Genomic DNA, 22,285 nt, shown 5'->3' with positions numbered 1-22,285 from the left:
ATTGCTACGCAAATTCAGTAAATCTCTGTTTCTATGCCACTTTCGCACAACGCTCTTGCCCTTTCTTTCAGTTCTTCTCCGTCATAGCCTGCCGTCTGTTCCCAGCTCTCGATTGTATCCACCAGCTCCACAATCAGCCTGCTTTGCTGCTGTATAATTTCCTGCTGTTCTTCCAGTACCTTAAGCAGCGCCTTTCCTGCCATTTACAAACCGCCGCCCCCTTTCTTTTCCGCCGCTGCCGCAAGCGTTACTATTTTCTTTCGTAAATTGTAGCTGTCGGCGTGGCCTGCGTGTCCCGTCCAGCTTGCAATACTCTTTTGTAACCGCTCTTTTGTAATGTCCCCTCTTTGGTAATTTCGGATTGTTTTCTTCATGCGCTTTATGCTGTCGCGCCTTACTTTCTTGTGTGTCGCCCTATGCTTATATCCCACAAAATCTATGCCGTTCTTCGCTGATAAAATCGCCGTTTTCGGGTTAAGCTCTAATTTCAGCCGTTCCCTTAAAAACTTCTCAATCTCCGCCAGCCATTCCCGCAGCTGGTGCTTGTCCGGGCTAAGTATTATAAAATCGTCCATATATCGGACGTAATACTTTGCTCCCAGCGCGTGCTTTATGTACTGGTCTAAGATATTCAGATAAGTATTTGCAAATAGTTGACTGGTAAGGTTCCCTACGGGTATCCCTATCCCGTCCGGCATGGTTCCGTTGTGGTCTATAATCCTCTCGATAAGGGTAAGCGCTGCCTTGTCTTTTATCAGGTTCCTTATCTCTGCCTTAAGCGTTTCGTGGTCGATACTTTGAAAATAATGGTGTATGTCTGCCTTAATTGCATAAAGCGGTTTATCCGGGTTATGCTTTTCCCAGCTGTAAAGCCAGCTTTTCAGCGTGGCAGAAGCCCTGTGCATACCCTTTTCTTTCCGGCAGGCGTAAGAGTGGTAAAGAAAGCGCCTACTGAAAATCGGCTCTATCACGTTGTTTATGGCGTGCTGTACCACCCTGTCATAAAACGGCAGCGCCATTATCTGCCTTTCCTTTGGCTCATATACCTTAAAATATCGGTACTCTCCCGGCTCATAGGACAGTTCCAGCAGTTCCCGCCTTACGCGCTCTAAATTCTCCTCTTTCTCTTTCGTAAATATCAAAACGTCCTTGCGGTATCGCTTGCACTTTCTGGCCTTATTGTAGGCAATCTGGATATTTCCGTAATCGGCCATAGCCTCTATAAGCGTTACCAGCTGGCCGTTTCGGTTCTTAACGTGTGAAATACGCTTCAATTAAAAAGCTCCTGCCTTTCGCCGTAGCTACTAACCAGCAGCCCTGCTTTTTCTCTTTGCCTTACGGCGGGACAGCCGCTCTGACTATAGGATATTAAGCATTTGCTTAATCAAAAGTCCTTGCCAGCATTTCGTAAAACACTGCGCCTGTAATGCTCTCACTAAGTCACACGCCCCGCGCGCCCCAATGTTCGTGTTGACGTTCCACGGGTAATTGTTGCAATTCACTGCACGCGCGCCGCACTGCGCGCCATTGTTCCAGTTGCCGCCCGCTATCAGCGCCGCCAGAGGGCTGTAAGTAAGCAGCTGCCCCATATTCCGGCTATCTCGTAGCCTTTACTTCGTCTATGATTTCTCCCAGCATAACGCCCAGCTCGGCAAGCCGTTTGCAGCACTGGCCGTAGTGCTGGGCGTTCATAGCGCTGTACTTCAAATCATTTGCCAGCCGCAGAAGCTCCTTACTCTGCTGTAATGCCGTATCCGCTGCGTATAAGTGGCTTTTCGTGGCTGTTTTCTGCCACTTTATTACCTCTTGCAGCATTTCCAGTATGGCGTTTCTGGTCGCTGTCTGTAGGCTGAATTTCTCGTATTTCGGATACTTGCTAAGCAGCGGATAGATATAAAGCAAAAAATCATATATTTTCTGGTGCAGCCTGTCGCTTTTGTCTCTCGTCGTCATGCTTTTTTATCCTCCCACTACTTGCGGCTGGGCTTTCGCCCGCCGTCTACAGACTGTCACACGCCCCGCGCGCCCCAATGCTCGCGTCGACGTACCACGGGTAAATGCCGCATTCATCGCGCGCGCTGCACTGCGCGCAATGCGCCAGTGGCCGCTGCCCGCAGCGCCGCCAGAGAATTATAATAATACTGATAGATGTTACCAACGTCGTAGTTCTTTTCTCCTGTTTTCAGCGGTGTATTGGTATCCCAGCCCCACGCCTCGTTAGGGTGGTTCTCTGTGTTCTTGGCGTGTTCGGCTCTTGTAATCAAATCATTCAGCCACTCCCATACACGGCCTGCGGCGTCCACGCAGCCAACGGCGGAAACAGCATTTACCACGCTTCCCGTAGTACCGCGCCCGGTATTGGTCGTTGCGCTCCACGCGTTGGTGTTCGCGTCGTCCAGTCCCGCAGGACTGCCAAAAGCATAAGCGCAAAACTCCGCATAATCCGGCAGGCGCTTACCGCTCTTTGCCAGCCGCTCCACAAAGTTATACCAGTTCATGCCCTCCGTTCCTGTCATGGGGGCACAGTTGTACTCCGATTTCAGCCCCATTTCTCCGTCGTCAGAATTAAGGTAAATGTCTACCCATGTGCCGCCTCCGATATATACCATGCCCTCCGGGTTACATTTCGGGCGGTGTCCCAGCGTCCATACGCTGCGCGGCACAATGCCGTTGCTTACGGCGCTCTCCCAGCCTGTGCCAAAAATCACGCCGCTGCTGTTTGTGGGCTGTAAATTCCCGTCCACCTTACGGCAGCGCCCGTAATGAAAGCCTCCAATCTTCCTGCTGTTGCTGGCGTTCCAGCCTGTAGGATATGTGGAATTAAGAGAAATGACATACTGCTCGTCCTGCGCGTCTACCCTGCTGTCACAGATATAAACGTAGTAATCACAGCCCACGGTAAAAGCACTGCCTACGTCCAAATTCGCGGCATTTAAAACGGTATTTCCTGTTTTGAATACTCCCGCTGCCCCTACGGAAATTACGCAGTTTTCCACTAAGGTAAGTTCATTGGCTCCGCTGGCGTATAAATACTGGTTCGTCGGTGTCACAATGTCGCTGATAGTCGCCATTTTGCTTACATTCAGAAGCGCCCGGCTGTCTGTTTTCGTTACGTCGTCAACCAATAATCTACTCATACTTCTTTAAAACTCCTTTCAGCGCTGCAATATCGTTTGTATCCATCCCCGCTACCTTTTCCGCGTGTTCCAGCGCAATAACGGTACTTCCTGCGGCAATTCCTTTAGACAGGGTTAAAACGGTTCTGTCGTTCATCTCCTCGCCTGCCGCCTCTGCCTCCTCGCTCTTTGTGTGGGTAACTGCCGTTACTGTGCCGCTTACGTCTCCGGACACAAAAGCCATGCCCTCTGCTGCCTCGTCGCAGTAATAAATAGTTACAGCTTTCTTTGCCTCCTCTGCCTTTACAACGGCGCACTGTATGTACCGCTGCTTTTCCAGCCCCTCAATCTTTGCCAGCAGGTCTGCTGCTTTCAGCTCTCCTGCCGCCACCATAGCAAGGCAGTTGTAATAATCATCTTTTGTCTTAAGCGTTTTTGGAAACCCTTTCATGGTATGCCCCTTTCTTAAAATGTATTTGCAAGGTAAGAATTGCCGATATAGCCAACTCCTAACACTGCCGTTTCTACTGTTCTTTCGTAATGCTGGGACAGCCACGCTGCGCCCATGTAGCACAGCCCTAATACTGCGTCATGGTTATAGTTGATACCCCAGCCGTTTTCTACTGCTGTAAGCCTCGCGTCCAGCCCGTCAAGCGCCTCCTGCATGGCTGTATTTCCCGTCTCTACCTGCTGCCGCAGTTCTTCTACGCTTTCTGTCAGCTCCTCAATTTCTAATGCCAGCTGCCCGGCTGCGTCCTCTCCCAACTTGTCCTTAATGCTTTCAAACCATGTATTAAACTGGTTCTCTGCTTCGGACTGGAAAAGCGTCATATTTGCCATGAATTGCGTGTATGCCGCTAAAAGCTCGTCGTCCCACTGGCTTAATGTGCTTTCAAATTCTGTATAGCGTTCCTCAAACTGGGACTTATACTGATTAAACAGGCTCTCTGTCTTGCTTACGTAACTGTCATAAATCCCGCCGATTTCCGTTAAATAAGCCTCCATGCTCTGCTTATATACGCTAAACTCGTCAAGTACCGCTTGGCTGTATGTACTGAAAAAATCGTCAAACTGCTTCGTCAGTACGCTTGCGTCGATTTCTTCCACTGTCCCTGTCACAATCCCGCACAGGGCAGAATTAAAGCGCCTGTCCGTGATATTCTGGGTTTTAATGCTGGTAACGCCTTTCCCTACGTAAATATCCGCAAGCGCCAGCTCCCATATTTCTGTATTTCTGGTTAAGTTAACTGCTGCTGGCTGTGCAGACGGTGTGCCCTTTAAAACAGCTAAGTACATATCCCTTTGCGTTAAATCCCAACGGACTATTACCCGGTCGATACGGTTTAAGGCTCCCTCTGCCGTATCAAGCGTAATGCTGGCGCTTGCCGGGTTTCGGAAAGCATAGCCATTGATAAAGGCGTATCCCGCGTTTACCTTTATCTCCATTCCGCTGTAAGCTATCACTTGCAGTCCGTCGCTGGGCTTTGGAAATACCCCGTTTGCTATGAACGTGGCAAAATACCACGCCCAATCCTCGGCTTTATATACCCTGTCATGCTCTATCGCATTGAATGGTAAGCAATTTGCCATTCCCCTTACCTCACTTTCCTTATTTGGTCTACCAGAGTGGGTAAGCTGTCCCCAAACGTCGCCTCGATTTCCTCCGCGCCTTTCTGGTATGTCTCTGTTACTTCTGTTATCCTTGCGTCAATCTGTATCCCCCATTTATTTTCTTTGCAGGTTATACGGTCGCCTAAATTAAAATCCTCCTTAAAACGCAGGTTTGAATTTGTGTTTATGGTACTCACAAAGTTTATGGTTTCCCCGTAGTTTTCCAGCTCCGCCGCTCCCCGCGTCTTAAGCATTTCTATGTAGGTATCAAGCGGTATCGTTACCTCTGTCTCCCCGCTCTGGTATTTCCTTGCAATATCTGTAGCCTCACAGAAAACCTCTACCAGTTCCAGCCCCTCTGCGCCCTCTCCGTCTACGGTCGTTACTGGCTGATTTCCGTTTTCATCAGCTGCCCCCTGCACATAGATAAAATTCCCGCAGTTTTCAATGCTGGCCGTATATTCCTGCTCATTGACGTTATCAAAATCGCGGGAAAAAATGCAGGGCGTGTTTCCGTCATTGTTCTTTGCCGTAAGGTCGTTTCCCTTATAGAGATAAAATCCGTATTTCTTTTCTCTTTCGTTAATCAGAATGTCATAGCCCAGTTTCCCGGCCTGCGCCCGCGCCTTTACCTCGTCTCCCAGCTTCGCGTATACCTCGTTTGCATACTCAACGCCGCTGCCTCCCATATCCGCCTGCTCCAATATGGTAAACTGCGGAAACTGGCGCTTTGCCGTGGCCGCGCTCCCGCAGTTCTTCTGTATCATGGAATTTATAAGGTTCTGGTTTGTATCTGTCTCCACAATCTGCGGGCTGATACAGCGCTTATTGAGCCACCAGCTAAGCATTTTCCCCTGTGCCTCTATCTGCTCTAAGCCGTTTTCGTCTTTTGTGATATGCACGTAGGTAATCTGTGCCGCCCGCCGCCAGATACCGCCCGCTGCGTCCGTCACTTCCTTTTTCCCGTCGTGCTTCACAATAATATTGCCCTCAATCAGCAATTTACTGTTATTGTCTGTAATGGGGGCAAGCAGGCTGAATGTTCCCACATCAAAGTATTTCATGCGCCATATCAGGCTTGCCAGCTCGTCGATTGCCCCCAGCGGCTCTATGGCCTTGTCAAATACTCTAAGCTCCATACTCATACCCCCAGATACTCCTTGTTGTAGAATATAGAGACTTCCATAGAGTTTACGCCGCTCTCCGCGTCATAACGGAAATTGTTGTCCCCTATTTCCAGCTGCATAAAGGTACTGTCAACGTCCACATATCGGAAATAATCGGTTTTCTCTCCGTCCCGCGTCAGCGTTGCGCCTTTGCTTCCGTACTGGGTGTTAATCTCTATAACGTCGCCTGTCTGCATGGTAACATTGAGCTTTAAAAACTCCCCTGTATCCACATTTAAAAGTATAGGGTTCGTCACTGTCCCCAGTGCGGTAAACCTTACCCTCATTCCTGTTGATACGTCGCCCTCGTTATAGCAGTCCACAATAACGCTTTCTGCCCGGTATCCAAAAATCATGCTTTCCGGGTTATCCTTTTCTATCTCACAGGGAAACTCCCACGCAGCTACCCAGCTCGCAATATCCTCTTTCTGTTCGTCCTCCTCCCGCCAAAACGGGTTAAGGCAATCAAGCGGTATTGTAAACTCAATCAAAACGCTCTTGCGCTCCAATTTCGGCTCTCCATGTAGGCGGCAGTTAATGACACGCTTAAAGCCTCCAAACTCGTAGGCCAGCGTGCCGGAAAGCTCCGGGTTAAGGATTTTTAAGAGGCTCCGGCGCAGTTCGTACGCCTGCGCCTTGTCCTTGGCGTTGATATGCCCCGTTATATCAATATCCCTTGCCTCTATCCTCTGCCCTACGTAAGTGTCGCCATGCTGTCCCATGCTGTTTGTGCTGTAAAGCACATTCGTAACGCCCGCTATACCGTCAACATCCTTGCTCACGTTACAATGGTATATACTGGCTGCGCTAAACTCTACGCTTTCGCCTCTCTCATTTGTGTAAATCAACTTTTCGTATTCCATAGGCTTACCCCACCGTCCTTGCTATCATTCGGAATTGCCGCGCCGCTTCTTTCTGCTGCTTCGCATAATCCGTAGTGTTGGCGTAAATATTCTGGATAACGGTAAATCCTCCTGCCAGCGCTCCGCTACCGTATGGCCTGCGGTTCCCTCCGGTATCGTATACAGCATTGCTGCCTACGTTTACCTTTGTTCCAATGTCAAACTCTGTCGGTATGGCTTTTTCTATCCTCTTGGCTATGGCGGGCATTTCTTTTTCAAATCCCACGCCGATACCCTGCGCCATATATACGCCTACCTCGTCCCGGAAACGCTTCGACGGGCTTTCAATCCCCAGCGCGTCTTTTGCCGCGTCAAGCAGGCTGTTTGCAAGGTTTGATACCTTATTTTTCAGCCAGTCCCAGCCGCTGCTTATTCCGTTCCAGATACCGCTTACAATGTTGCTGCCAATGTCTGCAAACGTGCTGCCGATATTGGAAAATACGCCCGTGATACCGTTAAGCACCATGTTCATACCCTCCACGGCCTTATTTTTAACCTCTGTGCCCCACTGTGCTACTTTGGAAATAGCCCCGGAAATACTGTTGTAAATCTTCTGCGGCACCTGCGTAACGATACTTACGATATTCGTAAGCATAGTGTTCATTACCTCGCGGGCTTTCGCCTGCATATTCGCGCCCCATGTGGCTACCTGTGTCACGGCTCCTACAATGCAGTTCCAGATTTTCTGCGGTGTCTGGGTTACAATATTCACAATGCCCGTAAGCATGGTGTTCATTACTTCGCTGGCCTTGGCCTGCATATTTGCGCCCCATGTGGCTACCTGCGTCACAGCTCCTACAATGCAGTTCCAGATTTTCTGCGGTGTCTGGGTTACAATATTCACAATGCCCGTAAGCATGGTGTTCATTACTTCGCTGGCCTTGGCCTGCATATTTGCGCCCCATGTGGCTACCTGCGTCACGGCTCCTACAATGCAGTTCCAGATTTTCTGCGGTGTCTGGGTTACAATATTCACAATGCCTGTAAGCATACCGTTCATTACTTCGCTGGCTTTCGCCTGCATATTTGCGCCCCATTCCGCAATCCTTGTTATGCCGTCAGCTATCGCGCCTGCAATCTGCCCCGGCAGCTCTGCCAGTTTCGTAATGATTGCAAGCACCAGCTGGCCTGCTGCCGCCACAATCTGCGGCAAGCCGTTTACCAGCCCCGTAACAATGGCTACGATAATCTGCGGGATTGCCTCAATTAACAGCGGTATTGCATTTATAATGCCGTCCACAAGCGCTATTACAATGTCTGCCGCGTTTTCCATAATCATAGGCAGCCCCTCTACCAGCGCGTTTATGATTGCTGTAATGATTTCCGGCAGGCGCTCTATCAGCACAGGCAGCGCCGCTACGATACCGTCAGCCAGCCCGGAAACAAGCTGTAAGGCCGCCTCCACCAGCATAGGAATATTGTTTACCAGCGTCTCCACGATAGTAAGCACAGCGTCAATTATGCTCGGTACAAGCTGCGGTAACGCCTGCCCTATCCCTGTTGCCAGCCCCGCAATAATCTGTACCGCTCCGTCTGCTAAGCTGGGTATCATTTCTATAATCCCGTCCAGCAGTGTAGTTACGATTTCCACGGCGCTTTCTGTCAGTGTAGGGATTGCCTCTATAATCCCGTCAGCTAAAGACTTGATAATATCAACGCCCGCCTGCACAATCGTAGGCGCGTTTTCTACTATCCCCTGCGCCAGCCCGGATACCATTTCAACGGCAAAATCTGCAATCTGCGGTATCAGTTCCGTAAGCCCGCTGGTAAGGTTCTTTATGGCTGTCCCAAAACTATCCGCAAATTTCCCAATATCGCCGCCCGCCTCCGCAGCTCCCCGGCTGATTTCGTTTGCAAAATCGCTGAATATCGGTAACGCCTGCTCCCCTATCGGCATAATAAAGCTGGTCTGCAATATCCGTCCGGCTCCCTTAATTGCCTCGCCAAACGTATCATACTTGACTGCATTTATCTGCCCCATAGCGTCCGTTGTCCTGCTTATCTGCCCCTCAACGTCCATAAGGGCTGTGCAAGCGTCTGCGCCCATATCCTCCCACATAGTACCCATAAGCCCTACGCCTGCGGTGTACTGTAGGCTCTCGTCGTCGCAGTTTTTTAGGGCGCTGCTTATCTCGCCCATGGCCTCCTTTGCGCTTTCCCCGCCTGTCTGGAATTTGCTAACCAGCTCGTCTGCATTAAGCCCCAGACTGGTAAGGTATTCATTAGCTGTGCCGTCGTTCATGCGTATGCTAAACTCTTTGAAAGCGTCGCCCATTTTGTCAATGCTCCATACGCCCGTTTCAGCTCCATTTTTGATAGAGTTAAACATATCCTCGGCACTAAGCCCGGCCTGTGAATACTGATTGCTGTACTCGTTGATAACGTCCAGCAAATCCCCATTCTGATTAAGCCCCTGCTGCGCCCCCTGCGCGATAAGGTTATATGCCTCCTCTCCAGAAAGCCCAAATTTCTGCATAAGCTGTGTGGCTGCCCGCGTACTCTCGGCTACGTCCATATCGAAAGTGTCCCGCAGGGCTAAAGCATTGGTCGTCATTTTTTCCAGCTCGTCTGCTCCCAAATCGCCCGCCTGCTGCTTTACCGTCGTCATGGCTGCCGCAATATCCTTAAAACCCTCCCCGTAATTGCCGTTATAGATATTCTCCATAACCTGCTTGTACTGGTCTGCCTCGTCTGTCGCGGTTCCCGTCGCGGCGCAAAAGTCATTTAAAGCGCCTTTTGCCTCGTCTGCTTGGCTTACGGCATATCCCAGCCCGGCTACAACGGCTGTGCCGATTGCTGCCGCTGCTGTGCCGATTGCCTTAACTCCCGTTGCCATAGCTCCGCCTAAACCGCCCAAAACTCCGCTTAATTTTGAAAATCTGCCGCCTGCGTCCTCTGCCTGCTGCCCGCTCTGCTCAATCTCCTCTCCCATGCTGTCTGCTGCTTTTTCGGCAGTTTCCAGCTGGTCTGCGGTCTTTTTTAGCTCCTGCTCGGTCTTTACAAGGGCTGTTTTCTGGTAATTAAGCTGTGCTTCCAGCTTTTTACTCGCTTCGCTGTTATCTCCTGTTGCTTTCCGGCATTTCTCTAATGCCGCCTCTGTCTCTTTTACCTTTTTGGCCTGTTCGTCGTATGTCTTTTGCAAAACGCTCTGTTTTGCCCGTAATGCGTCGGCGCTGTCGGCATTATCCTTGTATTCAGCCGTGACAAGTTTCATTTCAGAATTAAGCACTTTAAGGGTACTGTTAATTTCCTTGCAGGCCGCCTTATACTCTGCCTCGCCGTCAAAACTAAGCCGTGTTTTTATGTTTTCTGTCTTATCCGCCATGCTTTACAGTCCCCCTAATGCTATGTCGATAGCGTCCATGCCTCCTGCTGCCTGTTTCGGTACTGCTGCCTGTGTCTGCACTGGTACAAAAGCAGGCTGGCTATACTCTTTGTGATACTTAAACAGCGTCACAATCTGATACGGTGTTTTCCTCCACGCCTCACGCTCCCGGTATCCCAGCAGCACCATAGCGATATATAAAAGCCGCGCAGTGTCTAATCTTCCTGCGCGGCTGTCACTTCCCCCTTATCTTCGTTTTCCTCTCCCGGCTCCTCCCCGTTCTCGTTGTCCTTTTCTCCGTCTCCTGCTGTCCCGGCAACAAAGGACGCGTAAATAGCCCTCTGTACTTCCTGCAAATTTCCTGTGTGTATCATTCTGCCTACCTGCGTTTCTGTCAAAAGCTCTGCGTTCTCGTCCTCCTCTAAAAGTCCCTCGTTCAAAAGCAGCGTAAGCAGCCATTTTGTATCTTTTACCCAGTCCGGGTTATTCTGGTTAAAAACCTCGTTCAGCTTATCGTACCCGCCAAACTTCCCCTGTATCTCGTCCAGTGCGTTAAGGGTAAAGAGTAAACGGTACTCCTTTCCTTTCAACGTAACTGTATATCCTCCGTCTTTTAATGCGCTCATATCTTAAATAAGGCGCGGCCTGCGCCGCGCCTCTCCTCCTCTCTTTATACTGATTCCATTGCGGGCGCAGGCTCCGGTACTTCCGTAAACCACGTTGTCGCCGCCGTGTCTGTCTCTGCTCCTACAAAATCTGCTTTCCAACGCCCATCCGATTTACGCGCGGTAATACTGGCCTCAATCTCCGGCGTGTTAAAAGTAATGCTTTCGCCTTTCGTCTCGTAGTTTTCGGACGGCAGATTAAACTTGCATTTCAGCAGCCATACATAGCGGTATTTACCGCCTGTCTTTCTCGCCCTAAATCCAACGGCCACAAAGGGCGGCTCGTCGTCTTTTCCAGCCCATACAACTTTATTCCGGTCTACTTCCTGCCCCAGAAGCTCCGCCAGTACCTCCGGCGTTAAATCCTTAATCCCCAGTGTCAGCGTGCCGTTGGAAAACTCCTGTACGCTTTCGCTTAATGTATCATCTGCATAAAGCGTAGCGCTGGCCGTCTCTACGGAAAGAGAAGCGGTCATAGCTTCAGACATTTTCTTTGGTGTTTCGTAGCTCTCTACGCCGTCCTCCTCTGTGCATAACGCATAGTAAAGGTCTTTTAATCCTAATGTCATTTTATTTCACTCCTTTAATATCTCGATTGTGATAGGCACGTACCAGTACCCGGTTTCTGTTTCAAATTCTTCTGTATCCACGCTGTTTATGTAGTATCCTGCTGCCTCCAATGTTTCCAGCGTCTTTTCTAACTGCTCCTCAAAGTCCACTTTGGAAAAAAGCGTTACCCGGTACATTTCCCGGCTGCCCTGCCGCTTATCATCAGCATTTACAGCGGCATTTTTCATAATCCGCAGGAATGTATAATAGGCGGCTGGCTTTTTCTTTCCTGTGTAAACTCCTCTCTGTGCAGGCAGCCCGGCGCTCTCTAATACATTCTGCAAGCTATCCATTGTTTTCACGCTCCCATATTTTCAGCTGCTCGTTTACTACTTTGTCGTGCGCTTTCTCATTGGCTACCGTCATATAAGGGCGTGCTGCTTGGCTGCTCGTTCCATATTCCGCCACAAATCCGATAGTTGCATAGCGCACTTTACTTTTATCGCCCTTGCGGTCGTTCCCGTGTTTTGCCCTGCCCTGCGGGTATACGTCAATGTGCTGCTCCCGCTCGTCTCCCTTTACCGCTGTCGCCTTAATGGAATTGACAAAACCAGCCGTTTCTACGATACCCATAGCCCTTGCCTCTGCCCTCTGTGCCTCCACCAGCACGTCTGCGCCTGCTTTCAGCATTTTAGGGACGGCGGAAACGGTCGCCTGCTCCCGCTTGCTGAAAGACTCAATAACAGCCTCTAAGCCCACGGTATTAAATGCTCCCATTTTATGCCCCCTCTCCTTTGTGCCGCAGGTCTGTAAGCGTAAGCTCTATGGTGTCCTCGTCAATGTCGTAGGTTTTAAGGACAAAATAGCGCCGCCCGTCCATTTCTACGGTATCCTCGCCGCCATAATCTGCCTTATGTACCTCACATTTGCGCTCTACCACTTTTCCTGTCTGTTCACTCTTGAAATATTCGTTGTATCCTACGGATTTCATGTTGCAGAAAACAGTACGGCTGCTTTCCGCAGGCTCCACGGGAAAGCCATTGTCATTTACCCGTTCTGCCTGCTCTGTTTCGCTTATCAGTGTGATTTCGTCCGCCCATTCAGCCATTTTCTGCCCCGCTTTCCCTGCCTGTGGTGTCCGTTTCGGACATATCCGGCGCAATATTGTATTCCTGTGACATAGAAAGCCGCATTTTCAAAGTGTCGTAAGAGTTTCTGAATTTTTCGGCGTTATTCTGGTATCCAAATTCCGCTTTGCAGTACAGCGTAATTGCCCGGATAATCAGCGCGTCGTTTTCATCAACCCTCTTTACACCGTCGTTCTTAAGGTCTGCTTTGCAGGCTTTTATACAGTCCTCTATTTCCTCTGTGATTTTTGCGCTGGTACTGCTGATACGCAGCGCCGCCCGCATTTTCTCTGTCAGTGTGGTATCTGCTGCCATACCCGTACCCTCTTTCTAAGTGAATGTCAAAAAGAGGCGGTCGCGTATCAGTCCCCATAGCTCCCGCCTCTTATCTCTGTTACTCTACGATTTTTACAAGTTCCTTTCCGGCCAAAACTTCTGCCCGTTCTTTGTCCGTAACAAAAACCTCTCCCGGCTCTTTAATCTGGTTTAAGCGCTTATCTAAGTACCTTTTCAGTACTTTTACCCTCGCTTTTCCCTCTCCCGGCTTGTTCTCCTGCTGCCGCTTTTCCTGTTTTGCCTGCTCCGCTTCTTCTTCGCGCGCAAGCTCTTTATCTTCCTCCGTCAGTTCGCTTTCGTCGGGTACGTCCACCTCTACCGCCGCGCAGCGTGCGGCAATTTCCTTAATCGTCCCCTCGTCGCTTACTCCCAGCTCCCGCGCCAACGCCTGCAAGTCGGCTTTCTTCATGCTTTCCAGCTGTTTAGTATCTAAATTCCCTTTCATTTTTCCAACTCCTTTATGCAGTTGCCAGTTTCTTAATTGTTACAAGGCTGTTCTTATCAACTACCTTTCCGTCTGCCAGCATGATACCCTTTGTTACCTGGTCGTCAGTGTCGTTGTCCTCGTACTTTTTCACACCCATAGCATAGTTTGTGTTAAGTACATAGTCCTTGAAATTGAAAAGGAAAGCGAACACGTCCCCAGTCTCCAGCGTGCTTGCATAGCTCTTTACATAGTCGCAGCACACTACCGGACGGCCTAAAAGGGTGCGCTCCGGCTTTCCTGCAAGTCCATAGTTTACCCTGCCGATAGGCTGCCCATTGGTGTCTGTCAGCCCGTAATACTGCATGAAAGTTTTCTTGCTCATGCACCATACCGCTCCGTTTTCGTATGCCTGCGGCAGCGCGGCTTCTGCTGCGATTAAGTCGGCGTAAGCGGGCGCGGCGCTTTCGATTGCCTGCCCTGCCTCCGGCGTTTCCGCTAAAATGCCTTTCGGCTTTCCCGTACCGTCTCCGTCAATGATTGCCTGCTCCAGCGCCTTTGTCATGGCCTCTACAATATTGTTGATAAGCAGGGTTTCAAAGGCGCTGATTGCCATTGTATCCACTTCCAGAGATACCGCTACCGCGCAGCGCAGCTTATGGTATGCAAAAGTAATCATGCCGTCTTTTGTTGCGGTATGCTTCTGCTTATCGCTGCCTTTCCCCTCGCTTACCCACGTTGCCACAGGCTTAACCGTAGATACAGGGATTGCCACGCCGCCCTTATATGCCGTTCTGGTAACAAGGGTTAAAATCATTCCCGTACTTTCCAGCTTCTGCACAATCTGGTTAAGTACCGTAGTAGGAATGACTGCTCCCACGTCTGTAGTTGTGCTTACCGCGTCTGCCCGGTACTCTGCGGGGATTTTTGTACCACGGCACACATACTGCATAAATGCCTTTCTGTACTCCATGCTCGCGTATTTATCGCCGTCCGTTTCCCCGGCAGCGCCCTTAAAATTCCTCAAAACCGTAGGCGTTGTTTCGCCTCCGTCTCCGTCCTCTACAGGCTCTCCGTTTGCAATCTTTTCCAGCAGCTTCTTTCTCTTTTCCGCGCTGTCTAAAAGCGCCTGTCTCTGCTCCTGCAACTCCCCTACTTCTTTCTCAAAGGCAGTAATTTCTGCCTCTGTCAGCTCTGCTCCTCTGGTGTTCAGCTCGTTTTTAATCTGGGCTAATCTCGCCTCAATGTCCTTTAAAGTTTTCATGCTTTTAATTCTCCTTTTCTCGTCTTATAAACTGGCTCTAATCTTTAGCAGCTGCACCCGCTTATAAAGCCGCTCCTGCTTCTCTGCTTCGTAACTCCTACTCGCAAAACTGCGGGCGCTTATTTCAGTGTCGCCGTTTGCCGGTATGCTCACGGCGGACACGTCATAAACCTTTTTGATTTTTAAGATTGTCCTTGTGCGTGTCGCCCGGTCGTAACTTTCTTCCTGCACCCGGAACGCCCACGACATTTTTGTTATCATGCCTGCCTCTATGTCTTGATAAAGTCCACGGGCTAAATCTGTCTTTCCCAAATCGGCTGCAATCAAAAGTCCCCTATGGTCTGGTATCAGAAGCAGCGTTTTATTGGACTGCCGGGCAAATACCCGCCCCTCATGGTCGTACTGCATGATAACGTCACTCATATCCGCGCCGTCCAGCGCGTGTGCGTCTATTCTTTCGTAAAATTTTGTGCCGTCCTCAAACTCATAAAGCAGGTACGGCTTATCAAAAGTTGTCGCATAGCCCTCTACGTAATACTCCGTATCTATCCGCTTTGTTGCTGCCTGCACTGATAAAGGCGCGGCCAGTGCCCTATATTCCCTGTCTGTCTTAAACGGCATTTTCTCCACTTCCTTTCTGCCCTTTATCGTCCGGCTGCGGCGGTTCCGGCTCCTCCCCGCCTGCTGGCGGCTCCTCCGTCGCCTGCTGCCCCGGCTGTATCGGCTGCACTACTATTTTCGGCTCCTCTTTTTTATCGTCCAGCCTGCTAACTTCGGTATATTCCTTTCGGATATAGTATTTTTCTCCTCCCTCTACGTGCGCCATGTTCCATATATCCATTACGTCATTTCGGCACAAAAGCGCCCGGTCGAAAAGCTGCGTGCTTACCTGTAGCTTTGTGGCGTTGCTGGCATATTGCAGGCGGTTTGCGCTGAATACAATCGCGTTTCCCTGTGCAATTTCCCGCTTTGTAAATGTCATATTCGTCATTACAAGGGAAAGCTGGATTGCAAAAGGCTCTATTTTCCCCTCGTAATAGGCGTTCCATGTGTTTTCATCAAATTTATTTTGCAGAATATCCATACTTGTACCAAAATGGGTACATACGCTGTCCTGTATCTGCTGCATTTGCAGCGCGTTTGGCGTGTACGGCTTGCTTTCCACCTGTTTTAAGTCGCTGAATTTATTATCATAAATAATCATTCCGCTTTTGTTGTCTGCGCTTAAGTTGTCCTCGGTAAACCGTTCCCGCTCTTTCTTAATGTCCTCCGGCTTCAGCATATTTGCCACCTTTGCAAGAAAGCGGATATTTGCAGAATTTTTTACAGCGTTAATAATTCCCTCATTCTGGGTATGTATCAGCTGCATGGTCGGCTTAAGCGTGGTGTTGTCCTCTCCAAAAAGGTCGTCTGAATATTCAAAGTCTGTCATAATCCCCACTCGCTCAAACTCAATAGCGCCGTACTCCCCATTTGCAAACAGATACCGCAAGTATACCTGTCCTGCTGCCTCTACCACCTCGCAGCGCTGCGGGCGTATCGGATACCAGCCGCACAGGTTCCCCGCCTCGTCCTCGATAGGCACAATAAAAGCGGTGTTTTCCACCGCTAAGATTGTCGCCAGACGCTTTATAAACTTCACTGTATCCATAAAGTAGTTTGGCTTATACTGTAATACCCGCTCTAATCGCTTATGTGCGCTGCCCTCAACCTCCGGCTTTAGCTTACTGCAATGGGTAGCAAAACTGTTGATTGCTACCCTTGTCAAATCCATTTCATACACGCCGCCGTTAAAGCTGGTAAACGTCGGGCTGTACCCGTTCAGCATTTTAAAATAGCTGTCTATTACCTGCATTTTTCTGCCATGAAACAGGTAATCTATAAATTTCATGCGTTTACTCTCCCCTTTCTATGCAGCGTTTTTAAGCAGCTCGCCGCACTCCTCGTAATATTTCTGGCGCACTGTCATAGCGTCTATGACAGATACAAAACCGTCTATGTGCGCCCGCTGCTCTATCTTTATTGGTCTGAATTTCCGGGTTTCCATGTTCTGCTTAAGCGCCACATTAAGGAAATGTGATTTAAGCAGGTTATTATTGGCAATCTTAAAATTGCCGTCCTTTATGATACCCTCAAATTCCCGTATTACAGGCGTTAAATTCTCCCCTTGGAAAACGTCGTCCATGTGGAAACCATAGTTCTTCATATCGTTTATGAGATACTGGGCGCTGTATCGGTCGTATCCAATTTGCAGCGGCCTTATTCCGTAGGTTTCCAGCAGCATAACAAACCAGTTGAACACATCTTTATAGTCTACATAGTTCTCGCCGCTTAAAGTAATCAGCCCTTTTTTCACAAATATGTCATAGGGTACGCCGTCCGTGGCCTGCAAGCTCTCTACCCGGTTTCTCGGCATAAAGAATTGAGTAAAGGCGTAAAGCACGCCGCCCTTTTCAATTACCACGCTGGCCGCCGTAAGGTCTGTTGTCTGGCTTAAGTCAATGCCTCCCACTGCGTAGCAGTCCCTAAAATCTTCTAAGGTCTTTTCCACACCTGCCCCGTCTACGGTCGTATATTCCAACCACGCAATCGAGCTGTTTTGCTTGATATTGCAATACTTTGTCAGAAACTCTGCTTTCTTGCTTAAGCTACTCTCTGCTATCGCTATCTCATCCATAAAGAAACTTTCCTTTACGGATACTCCCATATTCGGGTTTGCTTTCTTTAGTTCCTCTATGTCATTCCATTTCTCCACATCGTCAATCATGTAAAGGAATGGTAATAACCTGCGCTCTTTGCTATTGCCTTTCAAAAAGCTGGTGCTGCGTTTCATTAGCTCGTCATAAATACTATCGTTTATGTATCCGGCTGTGCTGATACTTAAAATCATGGGCTGGGTACGCGCTCCTAAAGCAGACTTCATAACCTCATACTGCTTAAGCCCGGCGTCTCCGCTCCATGCTGCCATTTCATCACATACCACCAGCTGCGGGTTAAAGCCGTCTGATTTTTTTGCATTAAAGGCAATCGGTTTTATTACCGTGTTCGTCTCCGCGATATAAATATCGCTCCTGCGCTTCTTTGCCAGCTCTAAAAGCTCGTCCTCTGCCTGTACCATTTGATAAAATCCGTCATACACAAGCGCCGCTTGGTCTAACTTCGGCGCTAAACAATAGATTTCCTGCCCGTATTCCGGTTCTAAGTACGCCATGTATGCGATAATCGCAGAAGCAAATAAACTTTTGCCGTTTTTTCTGCCGATTACTATAAAAATTTCGCGGAAAACGCGCACTTTTTCCGCGTCCTGTATGCCAAAAATCACGGAAACTATGGCCTTTTGCCACAGTTCCAGCTTGATTAAATCGTTGCGCCCTTTGCTGTGGTGACAGAAATTTTCTATAAAGCGTATGGCTTTATTTGCGGTCTTTGCATTAAAGAAATACTCCTGCTTTTCCAGCCCGTCTACAATGATTTTATAAATAGCTTTTATCCACTTTCCCGCCGTAATCTCGCCGCTGTTTATTTTCGCGTGGTACTCATAGATATAGTTTCTGTACGGTGCAGCCGTGTTACTCGTCCCGCAGGGCTTGCAGCCTGCTTTCCTTTCGTTTCGCAGCTGGCACTAAATCAATCAGCTGCTTAATGACTGCTGCATAATTCTTGCTCAACGCTATGTAAGTATCAGCCTCCGGGCTTTTCTTAGTTCCCCATTGGTTTTCTCCGTTCTGATACTCACTCGTCCAGCCCTCCTGCCGTATGGTTTCCTGCAAATCGTCCAGCTCGATACTCATAAATGCAGCCTTTTCTATCAGCGGCGTTACCAACTTTTTCTTATTCTCGTCTAACTCTTTGAAAATCCCTTTAAGTCTGGTTTTCTCTGCCTTAATCCTCTGCTCTTTTGTCCTCTCTTTCTTTGCTGCCATTCCTTTACCCCGCTTTCCTTTCCTGCGCTACACCACACCCCCTACACCACGTATGCGCGCGCCCGCAGGGTAATTTTAGGGTATCCCCCTCGGTATCTGTCCCCTTTAATTTTTCTTTGAGATAGGGGGGAGTATCCCGCCGTCCTCGTCGAACCGATACCGCCGCTGTCTTTCCTGCCTGTGGTGTTCTTTGTTGTGGCAGTCTTGGCACAGCGCCTCTAAGTTATCCCAGCATAGCGTAACGCCTGCGTCTCCTATGTTCTCTTTGGTTATATACTGCTTATGGTGTACTACCTTTGCAGGTTCCCCGCAGCGCTCACAGATATAATCTTGTGACATAAGATAAGCGGCGCGGGTTTGTTCCCATGCCGCCGATAAATAAAATGCTTTCGCCCATGCTTTCATACCGCCCCGCTCCTTTCTTTAAAATCCCCAGCGCCCTAAGTTTCATGCGCTGGGTAGGAGGTTAAGAATGAGTAAGCAAAAGAAAAGAGTAGGCCGCTCACGCTGTATGCTTAAGCTCTCGCCTACTCTTTCCATGCTATCATTGTATCTCTTTCGTTCTACCATGTAAACACCACGATTTTACCACGCTTGCCCCATGCCTGCTATAATCTGTTTTATTTCTATTGGCACTATCTCATAGTATTTTAAATTGATACCCCTATGCTTTATCTCTGCTTGTATGCTCTCTGGCAGTTCCCCGTCGTAGTCTGAAATAATAAGCGGTGGCTTTGTGGGATATTTTAATATCTGGTGGTGTGGATAATAGCGGTAATCTGTGCCAGTCACAAGCGCTCCGTCTTTCTTCCTGCGTATCACGTATAGCATTTACTTTATCCTCTCTTCGTCAATTCCCCACAGCAGTATTGAAAGCTCATTGATTATGCCAGTAACCCAGCGGCGCGGCGTGTTCTTCCCTGTGTTCAGTTCCTCGGCAATCTGTGCATAATCCCAGCCCTGCATAAAGTACAGCTCAAAGGCTCTGTATTCTACTTCCCTGTCTGCCTCTTTCCGCCTGCGCTCTATCTCCTCTATGGCCTTGTCTATATGTGCTGTCATAATCAGCGTTTTAAACCTGCTCCGGCGCACGCTCTCTAAATACGTCCTCTGCTGCTCCTCTGTCATTCCGGCAAGTCCCAGCTGCTCCCCGTCACTTACTGCGTGTTCGATATGGAAAACCGCGTCACGGTAACATTTCATAAGGGCAAAAGTGTTGTGATACTTATCCCTCTTTTTATCCTTTTCCTCCTGCCGCTTAAATTCTGATACCGCCGCTTTCGCTGCCTTTTGTATCAGCCCCTCTAATTCCGCCTCTGGAATTGCTACCCAGCTTTCGCCCTTTGGGCTTTCTCCCTCCTCTGTCAGCTCTCCGTTTCCTGCTTTGATTTCCCGCCCCGTCATTTCTTCCACTTTTACGCTCTTATTTTCTGTCTCTTTTACCTGCATTGTCTTTTTCTCCTTTTCCCACATTTTCCAGCCGCCCAAATATCGCAAGCAGTAAAATTATTATGATTATCAATAAAAAATCCGTCATATCCTGCGCCCTCCTTTCTCACAAGGTGGAAACGGGCAGTTTTTACAATCCGGGCTTTCACACCTTCCCGGTGCGCCTTGCTCCCTGTAATACCTTGCTCTATCGCTCTCATTCCAAAAAATTGGCCGTGTCTTAATTCCTGCTGCGTCCAACTTTTCCTTGATTTTCCGTAGTTCTTCTCTTTCTATCCTTTCTCTTTTGCTGTTTGGCGGATACCTGTAAAAATCCAGCGGCTCCATTCCCTTAAAAAGCAAATCGCGCAAACATTCCGCCGTTGTCGCTCCCATTCGTCTAAAGCGTCCTGTCAGTAAAAAACTTTTTTGCCAGACAAATAGCCTAAATCCTAACGCCTCCTCAATCTTTCCAAAAATTTCTTTGTCCTCTCCTGTCAATTCTCCGTAAATCCATTCTTCCACGTTTCTTTTCACGTTTTCGCCTCCCCTGTATTCGCAGCTATGCCCGCATAAATCAAAGCGTCTATACCGTCGTCTCTTTTTACTACCCGCTCCGGGCAGGTCGCTTTAAAATGCTCTATCTGGTCGTTTTCCAAAAGTTCAGCTATTTTCTCCGCAGCGCTCTTACTGTGCGTAAGCGCTCTAAGCTCGTCTGCCCCTCCCAGTGCATTTATTTCATAGACAGCGTATAAATCAGTCCCGTAGCTTCGCACTTCCCAGCTAAAAATACGGCCTTTTATATCCAACGGTTTTATTGCGTCTGCCGCATTTCTGAAAACTGTCCCCGTAGTATCGCAAGCGCTACCCAACGCACGCATAAACTCCGCAACCACATTTTTAATTGTTTCCGCCGTCTCTGCTGTCGCCTTTATAAAATCAGCATAAGCAAGGGCATTAAACGCCCTTGCTACCTGTTTTCTACGCTTTCGTTTGTCAATCTCTGGTGGCGGATTTACTCCGTACCGCTTTTTATAATTCTTTTTCCACTGTCTGTATTTCATTCTCTATCGTTCCTCCTCTATGTCTACCTCTGGCGGGTTCATGCCAAAACTTAACTGTCCCGGTATCTTGGTGTCCGTTTCGGACATATCCCCTGTATGTCCCGTTACCTCAATCCCCAAAATGCAATAGCCCTCTGCCAGCCCGGTGTAATCTTTCAGCATATAGGTAATATCCGCGTTTATTGTGCGCCCCGTAAATTTCCCGTCTTTAAATTCCAGCATATTAAGGCTTTCTCCCACCTTATAGCCTCTGTCATTTTTTCGCAGTTCAAAACGCTTTTTCCCGCTTACTACGTCGTCGTAATAAGTTGCCGCAATCTTTATATCATGTACTTTTTGTTCCGTTCCCCTATCGCTCGGTAAATGCTCCATTTTCTCCCGGTCTGCCTGCTCCCGCAGCTTCTTTTTTGTCTCCCGGTCTATTTTGTCCTGCTCCTCACTATAGCGCTGCTCCTCTGTCTTTTCTGCCTCCGCCTTATCTATGTACTGGTCGCATTTCTCGCAGGTTCCCGTTTTTACGTTGCAGTCCTTGTAATGCAGGCAGGAATAGCACAGGGACGTTATACTTTCCGGGTGTGGCGTTTTGTAATCGTCCCCGGCCTTTTTCTCTGCTACCTTTGCCGCTATTTCTTTTGCTCTTACGTCTGCGCCTGCTGCCGCCTGCTCTGCAATCTCTTTTTGCTCCTCTGGTGTCAGCTTCGCGGCCTCATACGCAGCAGATATGCCTATATTGCCCTGCGCAAACTGCTCTTTAATCTCCGACGTAGCATTTTTGTTAATACTATCCATTCTGGCTACGTTTGTACTGCTCTCGTTCATCAAGTCTGCGATAACGTCCCGCAGTTTCCCGGTAATTTCTAATCCGTCCTCTTTCTTTGCCCGTAAAAGCGCCTCTTTGAGTTTCTGCGCCTGCTGTGTTTTCTCCCACGGCGTAAGCTCCCTGTTATATGCGTTTCCGATAATCAGCGACAAGTCCAGCATGGCCGCCGTCATATCCTTGTAGAGATAACGGACGCGCTTATATTCTTCGTGTCCCCGTTCAAGGTTCATAATATTGGCAAGGTTTCTGCGGTGTCCGCTTACTATGCGAAACTCTCCGTTTATCCGCCCCAGTACCGTAGGCTGTTGCTGGCCTACCGCTAAAAAGCTATCTGCCAGCTCCTCTATATTCTCCTGTGAGTAAAAATTATTTTCGGACGGTTTTACATCATGCGGATTTAACCAGATTTCCGTATAATCCGTAACCGCTCCCGCTCCTGCCGCCTTACTCTTTGCGTTCAGAATGTCGTTAAATCCAAACTTTGCCATACCCTCTACCTCGCTTTCTGCCTCTCTATCTCAATTTTTTTCTTACACTGTCCCATTATGCCGTTGCACATTTCGCA

Annotated in this window: 28 protein-coding genes; all 28 read right to left on the bottom strand. The window is 48.9% G+C overall.

Translation table 11 applies throughout. The annotated features are described in order from the left end of the window. Window positions 1-14: 14 nt before the first annotated feature. Window positions 15-203 (bottom strand): hypothetical protein, encoded by a 189-nt coding sequence (locus EFA47_RS00805; RefSeq protein WP_122641578.1) that lies wholly within the window; start codon window positions 201-203, stop codon window positions 15-17. Then, a complete protein-coding gene (locus EFA47_RS00800; RefSeq protein WP_122641577.1) occupies window positions 204-1,274 on the bottom strand; it encodes a reverse transcriptase domain-containing protein in 1,071 nt (356 codons plus the stop codon). A gap of 322 nt (window positions 1,275-1,596) precedes the next feature. After that, entirely contained in the window at window positions 1,597-1,953 is a 357-nt protein-coding gene (gene avd, locus EFA47_RS00790; RefSeq protein ID WP_087155115.1) for a diversity-generating retroelement protein Avd, read from the bottom strand. A gap of 113 nt (window positions 1,954-2,066) precedes the next feature. Then, window positions 2,067-3,137 (bottom strand): phage major tropism determinant, encoded by a 1,071-nt coding sequence (locus EFA47_RS00785; protein ID WP_235853185.1) that lies wholly within the window; start codon window positions 3,135-3,137, stop codon window positions 2,067-2,069. Further along, window positions 3,130-3,567 carry a hypothetical protein gene (locus EFA47_RS00780; RefSeq protein WP_122641575.1) on the bottom strand — a complete coding sequence of 146 codons (438 nt, stop codon included), beginning with the start codon at window positions 3,565-3,567 and terminating at the stop codon, window positions 3,130-3,132. Before EFA47_RS00780 ends, EFA47_RS00785 begins: the two co-directional genes overlap by 8 nt. A gap of 14 nt (window positions 3,568-3,581) precedes the next feature. Beyond that, a complete protein-coding gene (locus EFA47_RS00775; protein ID WP_122641574.1) occupies window positions 3,582-4,706 on the bottom strand; it encodes a hypothetical protein in 1,125 nt (374 codons plus the stop codon). 5 nt (window positions 4,707-4,711) lie between these two features. After that, window positions 4,712-5,872, bottom strand: a complete 1,161-nt coding sequence (locus EFA47_RS00770) for a siphovirus ReqiPepy6 Gp37-like family protein (RefSeq protein ID WP_235853184.1) — start codon at window positions 5,870-5,872, stop codon at window positions 4,712-4,714. Further along, the gene (locus EFA47_RS00765; protein ID WP_122641573.1) at window positions 5,869-6,756 is read right to left on the bottom strand and encodes a phage tail family protein; all 888 of its coding nucleotides are present in this window, start codon (window positions 6,754-6,756) and stop codon (window positions 5,869-5,871) included. Before EFA47_RS00765 ends, EFA47_RS00770 begins: the two co-directional genes overlap by 4 nt. Before the next feature lie 4 nt (window positions 6,757-6,760). Continuing rightward, window positions 6,761-10,120 carry a phage tail tape measure protein gene (locus tag EFA47_RS00760; RefSeq protein WP_122641572.1) on the bottom strand — a complete coding sequence of 1,120 codons (3,360 nt, stop codon included), beginning with the start codon at window positions 10,118-10,120 and terminating at the stop codon, window positions 6,761-6,763. Between the two features lie 3 nt (window positions 10,121-10,123). Further along, window positions 10,124-10,309, bottom strand: coding sequence for a hypothetical protein (locus EFA47_RS00755; protein WP_235853183.1), 186 nt, complete (start codon window positions 10,307-10,309; stop codon window positions 10,124-10,126). Between the two features lie 26 nt (window positions 10,310-10,335). Then, window positions 10,336-10,746, bottom strand: coding sequence for a hypothetical protein (locus EFA47_RS00750; protein ID WP_087155443.1), 411 nt, complete (start codon window positions 10,744-10,746; stop codon window positions 10,336-10,338). Window positions 10,747-10,790: 44 nt separating this feature from the next. Beyond that, the gene (locus EFA47_RS00745; RefSeq protein ID WP_122641571.1) at window positions 10,791-11,354 is read right to left on the bottom strand and encodes a major tail protein; all 564 of its coding nucleotides are present in this window, start codon (window positions 11,352-11,354) and stop codon (window positions 10,791-10,793) included. Between the two features lie 6 nt (window positions 11,355-11,360). Further along, window positions 11,361-11,687, bottom strand: a complete 327-nt coding sequence (locus EFA47_RS00740; protein WP_122641570.1) for a hypothetical protein — start codon at window positions 11,685-11,687, stop codon at window positions 11,361-11,363. Next, entirely contained in the window at window positions 11,680-12,111 is a 432-nt protein-coding gene (locus tag EFA47_RS00735; protein WP_087155446.1) for a hypothetical protein, read from the bottom strand. The genes EFA47_RS00740 and EFA47_RS00735 overlap by 8 nt, the downstream gene beginning before the upstream one ends. 1 nt (window position 12,112) lies before the next feature. Then, on the bottom strand, window positions 12,113-12,442 hold the full coding sequence (locus tag EFA47_RS00730) for a phage head closure protein (protein WP_122641569.1): 330 nt from the start codon (window positions 12,440-12,442) through the stop codon (window positions 12,113-12,115). Continuing rightward, entirely contained in the window at window positions 12,435-12,776 is a 342-nt protein-coding gene (locus EFA47_RS00725; protein WP_122641568.1) for a phage head-tail connector protein, read from the bottom strand. Before EFA47_RS00725 ends, EFA47_RS00730 begins: the two co-directional genes overlap by 8 nt. Window positions 12,777-12,855: 79 nt before the next feature. After that, a complete protein-coding gene (locus EFA47_RS00720; protein ID WP_122641567.1) occupies window positions 12,856-13,242 on the bottom strand; it encodes a hypothetical protein in 387 nt (128 codons plus the stop codon). Window positions 13,243-13,255: 13 nt separating this feature from the next. Continuing rightward, entirely contained in the window at window positions 13,256-14,485 is a 1,230-nt protein-coding gene (locus EFA47_RS00715; protein WP_122641566.1) for a phage major capsid protein, read from the bottom strand. A gap of 24 nt (window positions 14,486-14,509) precedes the next feature. After that, window positions 14,510-15,106, bottom strand: coding sequence for an HK97 family phage prohead protease (locus tag EFA47_RS00710; RefSeq protein WP_087155451.1), 597 nt, complete (start codon window positions 15,104-15,106; stop codon window positions 14,510-14,512). Then, a complete protein-coding gene (locus EFA47_RS00705) occupies window positions 15,096-16,376 on the bottom strand; it encodes a phage portal protein (protein WP_122641565.1) in 1,281 nt (426 codons plus the stop codon). Before EFA47_RS00705 ends, EFA47_RS00710 begins: the two co-directional genes overlap by 11 nt. An 18-nt stretch (window positions 16,377-16,394) precedes the next feature. Continuing rightward, window positions 16,395-18,029, bottom strand: a complete 1,635-nt coding sequence (locus tag EFA47_RS00700; protein ID WP_122641564.1) for a terminase large subunit — start codon at window positions 18,027-18,029, stop codon at window positions 16,395-16,397. 25 nt (window positions 18,030-18,054) lie between these two features. Next, a complete protein-coding gene (locus tag EFA47_RS00695) occupies window positions 18,055-18,408 on the bottom strand; it encodes a hypothetical protein (RefSeq protein WP_122641563.1) in 354 nt (117 codons plus the stop codon). 105 nt (window positions 18,409-18,513) lie between these two features. Next, entirely contained in the window at window positions 18,514-18,813 is a 300-nt protein-coding gene (locus EFA47_RS00690; RefSeq protein ID WP_122641562.1) for an HNH endonuclease, read from the bottom strand. Between the two features lie 180 nt (window positions 18,814-18,993). Then, window positions 18,994-19,239 carry a hypothetical protein gene (locus EFA47_RS00685; protein WP_122641561.1) on the bottom strand — a complete coding sequence of 82 codons (246 nt, stop codon included), beginning with the start codon at window positions 19,237-19,239 and terminating at the stop codon, window positions 18,994-18,996. Then, on the bottom strand, window positions 19,240-19,857 hold the full coding sequence (locus EFA47_RS00680; protein ID WP_235853182.1) for a sigma-70 region 4 domain-containing protein: 618 nt from the start codon (window positions 19,855-19,857) through the stop codon (window positions 19,240-19,242). An 84-nt stretch (window positions 19,858-19,941) separates the two neighbouring features. Then, window positions 19,942-20,373, bottom strand: a complete 432-nt coding sequence (locus EFA47_RS00675) for a hypothetical protein (protein WP_122641560.1) — start codon at window positions 20,371-20,373, stop codon at window positions 19,942-19,944. Beyond that, window positions 20,370-20,900, bottom strand: coding sequence for a hypothetical protein (locus EFA47_RS00670; protein ID WP_122641559.1), 531 nt, complete (start codon window positions 20,898-20,900; stop codon window positions 20,370-20,372). The genes EFA47_RS00675 and EFA47_RS00670 overlap by 4 nt, the downstream gene beginning before the upstream one ends. A 3-nt stretch (window positions 20,901-20,903) precedes the next feature. Beyond that, complete coding sequence (locus EFA47_RS00665) at window positions 20,904-22,208, bottom strand: ParB/RepB/Spo0J family partition protein (RefSeq protein ID WP_122641558.1); 1,305 nt, start codon at window positions 22,206-22,208, stop codon at window positions 20,904-20,906. Window positions 22,209-22,285 lie beyond the last annotated feature (77 nt).

Source organism: Luxibacter massiliensis (genome assembly GCF_900604355.1).
Taxonomy (GTDB): domain Bacteria; phylum Bacillota; class Clostridia; order Lachnospirales; family Lachnospiraceae; genus Luxibacter; species Luxibacter massiliensis.
Note: the sequence above shows the minus strand (reverse complement) of the source record. Positions and strands in the feature narration are given on the sequence as shown.